Source organism: Streptomyces sp. SID13726 (assembly GCF_010548375.1).
Taxonomy (GTDB): Bacteria; Actinomycetota; Actinomycetes; order Streptomycetales; family Streptomycetaceae; genus Streptomyces.
The window spans coordinates 1-410 of record NZ_JAAGLY010000653.1; the positions used below are offsets into that span (position 1 = coordinate 1).

The 410-nt window shown below is 74.9% G+C and carries 1 protein-coding gene; it reads right to left on the reverse strand.

From position 1 onward, the window contains the following. The coding region (locus G3I78_RS49610; RefSeq protein WP_164437243.1) for a discoidin domain-containing protein at positions 1–410 on the reverse strand (410 nt) is incomplete at both ends.

Consider the following 410-nt stretch of genomic DNA (forward strand, 5'->3'; position numbering starts at 1 on the left):
TCGGTGACGGTCCGCAGCGTGCGCCAGGTCGAGCCGTCGTCGGACGCCTCGATGCGGAAGCCCTTGCCGTACGCGCCCTCCCAGTCGATCTCGATGCCGCACACCGGCTCGATCGCGCCCAGGTCGACCTGGAGCCACTGCGCGTCGGAGAAGTCGCTGCTCCAGCGCGTGTCGGCCTTGCCGTCCACCGCGAGGCCCGCGGCGTACGCACCCTCGGCGGACGACGCCGTCGCCGCCTTCCCGAGCGCGGCGTTCGTCGTGCAGTCGTCGCCGGGGTCGCCCGGGTCGACCGGGTCGACCGGGCCGCCGCCGGTCCCGGGCGTGCCGAACACCTGGAGCTCCCACAGCGAGTAGCCGTAGCCGGTGCCGCGCTCGGTGCCGAGCAGGCGCACGTAGCGCCCGGTCCCGGA